The following is a 9854-nucleotide window of genomic DNA, read 5'->3' as shown; positions in this document are numbered from 1 at the left end:
GTTCGTTAATCATAATGTGCCCTCAAACAAGATTTGAAGATCTGATCATGACATTGAGATTTAGTTCAAAAAAATCCCCGCTAATTTCTTAGCAGGGATTTGTGTATAAGAGACAGCTTTTTAAGCGCCTTTTTTAATGTCTATTATTTTGTGCTAACTTGTATAAACGCTATATATATTTAGCAATTAAGCTATGTTTGTGGCTTCGCTTCCAAACAATGTATCGCTTAGCGAGTAGGGTTGTTAGCCCTATTACAACGGCTATAAATAAAAGTGTTGCTGTGTAACTCATGCCATAACCTTCAGGCAAACCAACGAGCGTATCTGCGTAGGTCATATCGCTAAAATTAAAGCCAAGAATAGGTATAAGTAACCAAGCAATAGCATGTAATAAATACAAATGCACAAGGTATGAAAACATACTTGTTTTACCCAGTACTTGTAAAAAGTTATGCGAAAAATCGGTTTTTAAACCACTTAATGCCTTTAAAGAAATAAGCCCAAGGCCAACAGTAAGTAACATAAACTGCAGCGAAAGCGGATACTTTGTTGGGTTTAGAAACGACATAACAGTGAGTAATGAGCTTGTATGTATAGCAAACTGTGACATGTCACCGTATAAGTTAAACCCACGTAAAATGCCATAAAGCGCAAGGCAAGTAACCCCTAATAACAATGCGTGATTCATCACTTTTTTACTGTATTGTTGCGCTTTGTAATAAACACCAGCGCAATATGCCAATGCCATTAAGCCAACAATAGGGGCAACTGGGTAGGTTGTTCTAATTTGAAAATCAAAAGGGAGATCAAGTACATTTTTTTGATGTGCAATAGACCAAGCAGTATGTGCAAATGTATTAGGCTCAAAGCTTGTTCCATCAAATAAATTATGCCCAAACACGAGTAATAAGCCTGCTACAAAAATGGCATAAATGCCCAGGAAACGCAGCAGTCCTAAAATAACAAAGCCCCAGCCTATAGCCCAAATAACTTGTGCGTATAGCATTGGGTATAGTGGGTTAAAGCTCCAAGACCACGAAACAATAGTAAATTCAAACAAAATTAGCACTAAACCACGAATGATCAAGCTTTGTGAAAATGCTTTAGTGGATACATATTTATGCTCTGTTATAGCCGCAGATAGACCTGCTAAGAATACGAAGAGTGGTGCGCAAAAGTGAGAAACAAAACGCGTAAAAAAGGTAACGGGATCAGTCCCTGGAATGGTCATCGGATCGGTAACTGAGTAATTAAGGCAATAATACATACCATGGTCAATAACCATAAATATAATTATAATGCCCCGTAATATATCAATATGATGTAAGCGGTTATCGGTTGAAGGTAGCGACATAAGAGAGCTATATAGAGTGATTTAAAACTGCATTTATTATATGTTATATTGTATCAAATTGAAATCGTGTATTTATATTTTGCCCGTGATTATACACACGTAATACGACCAATATTTGCTCGCATTACTTGTAATGATACAGCTAATTATCACTTAAACTTTTTTACATACCTTAGCGTTATAAAATTAATAATGGCGAGCAAAATGGCTATTTCGTAACGGCTATAGGCTACAGCTATACCAATTAAGCCCATATTCCAAATACTGGCTGCGGTTGCTGTACCGGAGGTTGATTTGTTCTTTTTCAAAATTGCGCCACCGCCAATAAAACCAATGCCAGTAATGATGCCTTGCAACATTTTAGATTGAGCTTCTGCGCCATCTAAAACCGACATCGCTATTAATGCATACCCACACGATGCAACAGCAACAAGAGGAAAGGTACGAAGGCCTGCACCATCATGGCTACGCTCTCTGTCGTAAGCCATAGGTAGCGCAAGTAGGTATGCAATACCTAAATGTATTAAGTTATCGATGATTTCATTCCACTGTAAATCAATTTCCATTATTGAGCCTATGCGGGTTAATTTTGTTAATAATAAGCAAACAGTGGGCCATTGCATAAATAACTAATAATCAATGGTTTATTGTAGGAAGCTGAGTTTAATAAAAATTATTGAGGAAACTTTTACATGTTTTTATTACTATTTTACGCGATAGTTAATTTGATCTGAGTTTTAAAGCCCCGTATTCTTTTATCATACCTAAAAGACACCTATGTGAACCTTTTGCCTTTAAATAAAACATTAATCACACCCACTAAACTTGAAAAAACAGCGTTACTATTTTGCGCTGGGTTATCTGTTTTTGCTTTTTTATTTCCTGAACTTCTCACAGAACACTTACAACCTACCATTAATAAAATTTTAGGTCATTTAGGGTCGCCATTTTTTATATTGCAGCTGGTGGGTGTTACAAGAAAGTTTATAAATGATTTTAGGTAGTAATACTTACATTTTTTTACAGAGTTACAATAAAAAACGTATACAATTTAGGTAATATTTAGGTAAGGATGAATGATGAAAACAATTATTGTACTTTTGTTTTTTTATTGCCTTTCTGGCTGTACAGTTGCGGGCGCTATTATTGATGGGCAAGCACAATCTCAGGCGCGTAATGATAAAAATAGTATTAGCCCGGCGCAGTCAACACCTTATAAAAACCCACTAGAGCCAGTACCTACAGATAAAAACGGATTTAACTTTACTGATATGGGATTAAAGATAGATTCGGCTCTTGTTAGCCTAGTTAAAGGGGGAAGCACTACTACGCAAGTATGTAGGCAGGTCACTAAAAGTCTAAAAGAGTGTGTAGAGGTAGAAAAGTCATCTCTACACACTAATGAGGCTAAGCAGTTAAAAACTGATGATGAAATAATAAGTGTTGGTCAATAAAGCTGCTTATAAAAAAGTAGCTATGATCGTAGCCTGCTTGCATTTCAAGTGTAAGCGGGTAGCTTTTTTTATCAGCAATAGCGACTAAGTTTTCTGGCTTAAGTTGCTCTTGTAAAAAACCATCGGCATCACCTTGACTCACTAACATGGGTAAGTAATGAGCTTGCTCTGCGTTTTTCATCAGCTCGCAGCTGTCGTATTGCTTCCAAAGCGCTTTATCATTTCCTAAATAACCAGTAAATGCTTTTACACCCCAAGGGCATTCAATCGGATTTACAATAGGGCTAAAAGCCGAGGCACTTACAAAAGCAGTCGGGTTTTTAAGTGCGACCATTAATGCACCGTGCCCGCCCATAGAGTGACCACTAATTGCTTTTATACATGTTACCGGAAAATGTTGCTCTATCAATGCTGGTAATTCACTAACAACATAATCGTACATATTAAAATGGGTGTTGTAAGGAGCTTGCGTGGCATTTACGTAAAAGCCTGCGCCTTGTGCAAAGTCGTAGCTGTCTTCATTGGGTACGTTTTCGCCACGCGGGCTAGTGTCAGGCGCTACAATAGCAATACCCAGCTCTGCTGCTTTTTTAAATGCACCGGCTTTTTGCATAAAATTTTCGTCGGTACAGGTTAATCCCGATAACCAATAAAGTACCGGTACTTTATTTGCTTCACTTGCGCCAGGTGGTAAAAATACGGCAAAGCGCATAGTGCAATGTGTACTTTGCGAGCTGTGAGTATATTGCTTATGCCAACCGCCAGACACTTTTACACTTGAGATATTTTCTAACATACTTAATCCTTAAAAGCCGTAAACTTAAAAGTATTACGGCTTATTAATAAGCTATTTTACGAATGCAGTTTATTAGTAATGAATGACTGTACGAATACTTTTTCCTTCGTGCATTAAATCAAACGCTTCGTTAATATCTTCAAGGCTCATTGTGTGAGTAATAAAGTCGCTAAGAGCAAATTCACCTGCCATGTAACGCTCAACAATTTCAGGGAGTTGTGAACGGCCTTTAACGCCACCAAATGCACTACCACGCCATACACGCCCAGTTACCAGCTGAAACGGACGGGTTGATATTTCTTGGCCTGCACCTGCCACACCAATAATGACCGACTCACCCCAACCTTTGTGGCAACACTCAAGCGCTGAGCGCATTACGTCAACATTACCGATACATTCAAACGAGTAGTCAACGCCGCCATCTGTCATTTCAACAATAACTTCTTGAATTGGCTTGTCGAAATCTTTTGGGTTAATTAAATCAGTAGCACCTAGTTTTGTAGCTAAATCGAATTTAGTGGTGTTTATATCAACACCGATAATACGACCTGCACCAGCCATTTTTGCGCCAATAATCGCAGACAAACCAATACCGCCTAAGCCAAATATAGCAACAGTGTCGCCAGGCTTTACTTTAGCTGTGTTGGTAACTGCGCCCATGCCCGTTGTTACACCACAGCCTAGTAAGCAAATCTCTTCTAGTGATGCTTCTTTATTTACTTTAGCAAGTGAGATTTCTGGCAATACAGTGTACTCAGAGAACGTTGATGTACCCATGTAGTGATAAATTGGTTGGCCATCTTTAAAAAAGCGTGTAGTGCCGTCTGGCATTAGGCCTTTACCTTGTGTTTCGCGCACGGCTGAACACAGGTTAGTTTTACCTGAAGTACACATTTTACATACGCCACATTCTGCAGTGTATAAAGGAATAACATGATCCCCCACTTCAACACTCGTTACGCCTTCGCCAACTGCATAGACAACACCAGCGCCTTCGTGACCTAAAATAGCAGGAAATATGCCTTCAGGATCTTGTCCTGATAATGTAAATGCATCAGTATGACACACACCTGTAGCGGTAATTTTTACCATAACTTCGCCTTTTTTAGGCATCATCACATCAACTTCTTCAACACTAAGTGGTTGATTAGGACCCCAAGCAATGGCAGCTTTTGATTTAATAAATTCAGACATGTGTTTTATTTCCTTTAACTGGCTATTAAAAAATAATTGTAGACCCAATTTGCTTGGGTGATGGGCTTATTGTATTTGTTTCTCAAATAATGATAATCTCAATTTTATTAAAACACTTTTACAGTATGGTAATAATGGCACGTTGGGATGGAATTGATGAGTTTATAGCGGTTGGTGAAGAGGGCAGCTTTACTGCGGCTGCAAAAATGCTTGGGCTTTCGGTTGCGCATATTAGCCGCCATGTTACGGCGCTTGAGCAACGTTTAAATACCCAGCTTTTAACTCGTACTACTCGTAAAGTGGTTTTAACTAAAGAAGGTGAAGTGTACTTACATCAAATAAAGCACTTACAACACGCTATGGATGAGGCAACTCAAGGCCTTGCTCAGCAACAAAGTACGCCTAAAGGTAAAATAAAGCTCACAGCACCAGTTATGTACGGAGAGAGCTTTATTATGCCCATAGTGCATAATTTTATGAAGGAGCATCCCGAGGTAGAAGTTGTTGCCACACTAAGTAACGAGCAAGAAAACTTATTAGAGGGCGGATTTGATTTAGCCATAAGGTTAGGGCATTTAAAAGATTCGAGCTTAAAAGCGCGTAGGTTAAGTGCGCGGCGTTTTATTATGTGCGCTGCACCGCAGTATTTAACGCGATTTGGTGAGCCGCATACTTTAGGCGAGCTAAACAGCCATGAATGTTTAATTGGGAATAGTAGCTACTGGCGCGTAAACGAAAATGGGCGCGATAAACACATAAAAATAGCAGGGCGGCTACAGTGTAATAGTGGTTGGGCGCTGGTGGATGGCGCAAAAAAGGGGCTCGGTATTGTACAACTCCCAGACTACTACATTGAAAACGAAATTAACTCAGGGCAATTGGTGCCTATTTTAACACCCTATCAACCACAGCAAGAAGGGGTATGGGGCGTATATCCACCAAGGCAGTTTGTGGCGACTAATGTACGGGTATTGCTCGATTATTTAGTTAAAGGGCTGAAAGCTTAATCGCGAATTAATGGTTAAGCATGTATTGCTGTAAATATAGCCAAGTATCAGATTTTTAAATTATTTCTTACATTTTACGCCATACCCAAAGGCACTTTTTTCGTGCTACTATTGCTCAATACTTTTACGATAAGTGTTAAAAATAATATGTTTCAACCGCTTAGCTTATTTATAGGGCTTAGATATAGTCGCTCCTCTAAAGGAAATGCGTTTATATCGTTTATTTCGTTTTTTTCTATTGCCGGTATCGCTATTGGTTTAATGGCATTATTTACGGTAAGCAGTGTAATGAACGGGTTTGAAAATAGCCTAAAAACCAATATGCTTGGACTTATTCCGCATGTTGAAGTTAGCGCAGGTAAACACACTGCCACCCAAATGGGCACCCTTAAAACCGACCTCGAACAATCTCCTTATGTTGATCATGTAAGCTTATATCGCCACGGCGAAGCTATTTTGCAAACGAATAAAGACTTGCACGGCGTTTTACTACAAGGCCTTTATAACGACAGCGGGTCTTTGTATAAAATTACCGATAAAATAGTGCAAGGCGATTGGAAAACTGTATTAAACAAAAATTACAACATTGCTATAAGCCGTTATTTGAGTCGTAAATTAGGCGTTAGCGTGGGTGATAAGCTTCGCGTTATTATGCCTAATGCTTCAACATATACACCTCTTGGGCGAGTACCCAGCCAGCGTTTATTTAAAGTGGCCGCAATATACGAAACCGGATCTGAGATAGATATGGCACTTGCGTTTACAAGTGGCGCTTCACTACAACGGGTATTAAAGCTGGATAAAAACACTGCCCCAAATTTAAGTGTTTCATTGCACGAACCTTTCGAACTAGATGAGTTTATTGAAGCAAGCCAGCGTATTTTACAAGATCATAATTATAGTGATTGGCGCAGTACCCAAGGTACTCTATTTGCAGCCGTTGCTATGGAAAAGCGCATTATGTCTATGTTGCTTGCCCTCATTGTATTGGTGGCTGTATTTAATATTGTATCGGCATTAACCATGATGGTAAGCGAAAAACAAGGTGAAGTGGCCATACTACAAACGTTAGGTTTAACGCCTTCGCAAGTGCAAAAAGTGTTTATGGTGCAAGGCTTATATAACGGCGTAATTGGTACAGCAATAGGCGCATTTTTAGGTGTAATATTTAGTTTATATATAAATGAGCTACTTGCATTAGTGGGCTTAAACTTATTGGCAGGTATAGAGCTTCCGGTAAAATTTGATATTTTGAGTTTAGTAATAATAGCGTTTGCCAGTATTGCTATGAGCTTTTTAGCTACCTTATATCCTGCGCGTAAAGCCGCAAAAGTAAAACCAGCAGAGGTATTACGTTATGAATGATTTAGTAATTAGTTGTGAAAATTTAAGTAAAGTTTATCAAGATGGCAGCAACCAAGTTGAAGTATTAAAAGGTGTTGATTTAGCGCTGCAGCAAGGTGAAATGCTCGCTATTGTAGGGAGTTCTGGCTCTGGTAAAAGTACGCTTTTACACATACTTGGCACATTAGATACCGCAAGCTCAGGTAGCGCTAAAATTAAAAACCAAGAAGTTGCAAAACTTTCGCGAACAGAGCAAGCCGCATTTAGAAACCAAAACTTGGGTTTTATCTATCAATTTCATCACTTATTAATGGAGTTTAGCGCAGTCGAAAACGTGGCTATGCCATTATTAATTAAAGGCTTGAGTGCAAAAGAAGCCAAAGCTCAAGCGCTCGATATGCTCGAAAAAGTAGGCCTTGCACATCGCAGCTCGCATAAACCGTCTGCGCTTTCTGGTGGAGAGCGCCAACGCGTGGCTATTGCCCGTGCACTGGTTACAAAACCTGCGCTTGTGCTTGCTGATGAACCAACCGGTAATTTAGATAAACAAAATGCGATTAAAATTTACGATTTAATTAATGAGCTTAACCAAAGCTTAAACACCAGTTTTGTGGTAGTTACACACGATTTAGAACTTGCCGATAAGCTGGGTAAAATAGCGTATTTAGATGATGGAAAACTAGCTATTAAAGAGTCGCAGTATGTTGCTTAGTGCATTTTTAAGTAAACGCTTTAGAGCTTACTCAGGCCATAAAGACGAAAAAAACGGCTTTGTTAGTTTTATCGCTAAAGCATCGACTATTGGTATTTTATTAGGTGTCGCGGTTTTAATTGTGGCGCTGTCTGTAATTAATGGCTTTGAGCAGCAACTAGTACACCGCTTACTAAGTGTTGTACCGCAGGTTGAATATGTAGCACCAAGTAGACCCATCGCGAATTGGTCGCAAAAGGTTGAGGATTTACAAACACAACCGCATGTAACAGGGGCTGCGCCATTTATTGCTGTAAATGGGATGGCGCAATATAAAAGCCAGTTAAAAGCAGTTGAAATTCGTGGTGTAGAGCCATCGCTCGAGAGTAATGTATCGGCGGTAAACCAGTTTACCAGTGGTAAATTAGTCAGCCAGTTAGGCTTTGATGACGTTATCTTAGGCAAGCAAATAGTAAAACAGTTAGATGCCAAAGTAGGCGACAACATTACGTTACTTATTCCGCAAATAAGCCAAAAAGGTCAGTCGTTATTAGCACCTAAACGCGTAACACTTAATCTTGCAGGTGTTATAGAAATGGGCGGGCCGATTGATAGTACCGCTGCGTTTATACATATTAACAAAGCGCAGCAAGCACTGGGTTACGACGAGACTCAAGTAACAGGGCTGCGATTAAGTGTTGATGATGTATTTTCAGCGCATCAAATAGCGTTAAAAGTGGGCCAAACTATTGACGACTATGTGTATATTTCTAGTTGGTTCAGAACCCAAGGCAGCCTGTATCAAGATATTCAAATGGTACGTACCATTGTTTATATTGTGGTGTTTTTAATTATTGCAGTAGCTAGTTTTAATATTGTGTCTTCCTTGGTGATGGAAGTGCGCGAAAAACAAGGCAATATTGCTATTTTAAAAACCATGGGCGCGAAAGACAGCACTATTTTAGCCACCTTTGTAATGCAGGGCTTAATGCAAGCATTTGTAGGCGTGGCACTAGGAACACTAATTGGTGTGGTATTAGCGCTTAATATAAGTGAGCTTTTTACGTGGATAAGCCAGTTATTTGGAGCCAATCCGCTTGAAGGTGTTTATTTTATAGAGTTTTTACCAAGTAAATTAGTACTTGAAGATATTGGTATTACAGTGATTGTTACGTTTGTGCTTGCGATACTTGCCACTATTTATCCTGCATGGCAAGCAACGCGCGTAGATCCTGCCAAGGTGCTTGGTAACTAGGTATAAGAAGCTCAGATAAAAATTAATAGGGTGGTATTAGTAAACCTGTTAAACTAGGTGCTTATTTAAAATTAAGCAATAACTGCTTGGTTGCTATACCTCACTTTGGGATTTACTTTGACTAATAACGATATTTTACGCCGCATTCGCTACACTTTTAACTTAACTGATACTGCTATGGTCAATGTTTTTGCATCAGCAGAGCATACGGTCACTAAAGAGCAAGTAATTGCATGGTTAACTAAAGAAGGTGAAGAGGCTTTTACCCCAATAAGTGATACTGAGTTTGCAAGCTTTTTAAATGGGTTTATTAATACCCAACGTGGCAAACGCGAAGGTGAGCAACCAGAGCCAGAGAAAAAGCTAAACAACAATATTATCTTTATGAAGCTACGTATTGCTTTAAATATGAAAGCAGAAGATGTTATAGCAACACTTGCACTTGTTGATTTTGATTTAAGTAAGCATGAGTTAAGCGCATTTTCTCGTAAAGTAGATAACAAACATTACCGTGTTTGTAACGATCAAATATTACGTTTGTTTTTAACCGGCGTACAAAAGCAGCATCGTCCAGAAGAGTCTGCTTAGTAACTGGTTTTAGCTAATTAGCTTTTAGTTAATGGGCTTGTGTATGTGCAATGCTACATAAAGCCTATTATCAATGGTAAACCCCAACACTTAATAATTAAATACATTTATAACAACACCAAGTTACTTATTGGTTTACTTGCGTGTAAAAATTATATTGCCCCCGCACAA

At 39.0% G+C, this 9854-nt stretch carries 10 protein-coding genes; 6 read left to right on the top strand and 4 right to left on the bottom strand.

The window, feature by feature from the left end; all coding sequences use genetic code 11:
- Positions 1–169: 169 nt before the first annotated feature.
- Together H5161_RS16055 and H5161_RS16050 are read right to left on the bottom strand one after the other, a co-directional pair.
- A complete protein-coding gene (locus H5161_RS16055) occupies positions 170–1354 on the bottom strand; it encodes a DUF1624 domain-containing protein (RefSeq protein ID WP_182736089.1) in 1185 nt (394 codons plus the stop codon).
- A 149-nt stretch (positions 1355–1503) separates the two neighbouring features.
- A complete protein-coding gene (locus H5161_RS16050; RefSeq protein WP_182769667.1) occupies positions 1504–1920 on the bottom strand; it encodes an MgtC/SapB family protein in 417 nt (138 codons plus the stop codon).
- A 513-nt stretch (positions 1921–2433) separates the two neighbouring features.
- Here H5161_RS16050 and H5161_RS16045 point away from each other — a divergent pair.
- Positions 2434–2808 carry a hypothetical protein gene (locus H5161_RS16045; RefSeq protein ID WP_182769666.1) on the top strand — a complete coding sequence of 125 codons (375 nt, stop codon included), beginning with the start codon at positions 2434–2436 and terminating at the stop codon, positions 2806–2808.
- On the opposite strand, the gene fghA is transcribed toward H5161_RS16045, so the two are convergent.
- Positions 2762–3604, bottom strand: a complete 843-nt coding sequence (gene fghA / locus H5161_RS16040) for an S-formylglutathione hydrolase (RefSeq protein ID WP_182751935.1) — start codon at positions 3602–3604, stop codon at positions 2762–2764. The two genes, H5161_RS16045 and fghA, sit on opposite strands and share 47 nt — an antisense overlap.
- Before the next feature lie 72 nt (positions 3605–3676).
- The gene (locus H5161_RS16035) at positions 3677–4798 is read right to left on the bottom strand and encodes an S-(hydroxymethyl)glutathione dehydrogenase/class III alcohol dehydrogenase (protein ID WP_002960732.1); all 1122 of its coding nucleotides are present in this window, start codon (positions 4796–4798) and stop codon (positions 3677–3679) included.
- Positions 4799–4932: 134 nt separating this feature from the next.
- Here H5161_RS16035 and H5161_RS16030 point away from each other — a divergent pair, with 134 nt between their 5' ends.
- The 5 genes from H5161_RS16030 (at position 4933) to H5161_RS16010 (ending at position 9683) form a co-directional block, all read left to right on the top strand.
- Positions 4933–5805, top strand: a complete 873-nt coding sequence (locus H5161_RS16030; protein WP_182694990.1) for a LysR family transcriptional regulator — start codon at positions 4933–4935, stop codon at positions 5803–5805.
- Positions 5806–5952: 147 nt separating this feature from the next.
- Positions 5953–7170 carry a lipoprotein-releasing ABC transporter permease subunit gene (locus H5161_RS16025; RefSeq protein ID WP_182769665.1) on the top strand — a complete coding sequence of 406 codons (1218 nt, stop codon included), beginning with the start codon at positions 5953–5955 and terminating at the stop codon, positions 7168–7170.
- Positions 7163–7861: a lipoprotein-releasing ABC transporter ATP-binding protein LolD gene (gene lolD / locus H5161_RS16020; RefSeq protein ID WP_182769664.1), complete on the top strand. Its 699-nt coding sequence runs from the start codon at positions 7163–7165 to the stop codon at positions 7859–7861. Before H5161_RS16025 ends, lolD begins: the two co-directional genes overlap by 8 nt.
- Complete coding sequence (locus tag H5161_RS16015) at positions 7851–9095, top strand: lipoprotein-releasing ABC transporter permease subunit (RefSeq protein ID WP_182769663.1); 1245 nt, start codon at positions 7851–7853, stop codon at positions 9093–9095. Before lolD ends, H5161_RS16015 begins: the two co-directional genes overlap by 11 nt.
- A gap of 117 nt (positions 9096–9212) precedes the next feature.
- Positions 9213–9683, top strand: a complete 471-nt coding sequence (locus H5161_RS16010) for a DUF1456 family protein (protein ID WP_182694991.1) — start codon at positions 9213–9215, stop codon at positions 9681–9683.
- Positions 9684–9854: the final 171 nt, after the last annotated feature.

It is taken from the genome of Pseudoalteromonas sp. SG43-5 (assembly GCF_014164345.1).
Taxonomy (GTDB): domain Bacteria; phylum Pseudomonadota; class Gammaproteobacteria; order Enterobacterales; family Alteromonadaceae; genus Pseudoalteromonas; species Pseudoalteromonas distincta.
This window is presented reverse-complemented; position numbering and strand designations above follow the sequence as displayed.

Coding starts and splice junctions, on each gene's coding strand:
- H5161_RS16055 (WP_182736089.1), bottom strand. CDS start 1,354: ATGTCGCTACCTTCAACCGATAACCGCTTACATCATATTGATATATTA.
- H5161_RS16050 (WP_182769667.1), bottom strand. CDS start 1,920: ATGGAAATTGATTTACAGTGGAATGAAATCATCGATAACTTAATACAT.
- H5161_RS16045 (WP_182769666.1), top strand. CDS start 2,434: ATGAAAACAATTATTGTACTTTTGTTTTTTTATTGCCTTTCTGGCTGT.
- fghA (WP_182751935.1), bottom strand. CDS start 3,604: ATGTTAGAAAATATCTCAAGTGTAAAAGTGTCTGGCGGTTGGCATAAG.
- H5161_RS16035 (WP_002960732.1), bottom strand. CDS start 4,798: ATGTCTGAATTTATTAAATCAAAAGCTGCCATTGCTTGGGGTCCTAAT.
- H5161_RS16030 (WP_182694990.1), top strand. CDS start 4,933: ATGGCACGTTGGGATGGAATTGATGAGTTTATAGCGGTTGGTGAAGAG.
- H5161_RS16025 (WP_182769665.1), top strand. CDS start 5,953: ATGTTTCAACCGCTTAGCTTATTTATAGGGCTTAGATATAGTCGCTCC.
- lolD (WP_182769664.1), top strand. CDS start 7,163: ATGAATGATTTAGTAATTAGTTGTGAAAATTTAAGTAAAGTTTATCAA.
- H5161_RS16015 (WP_182769663.1), top strand. CDS start 7,851: ATGTTGCTTAGTGCATTTTTAAGTAAACGCTTTAGAGCTTACTCAGGC.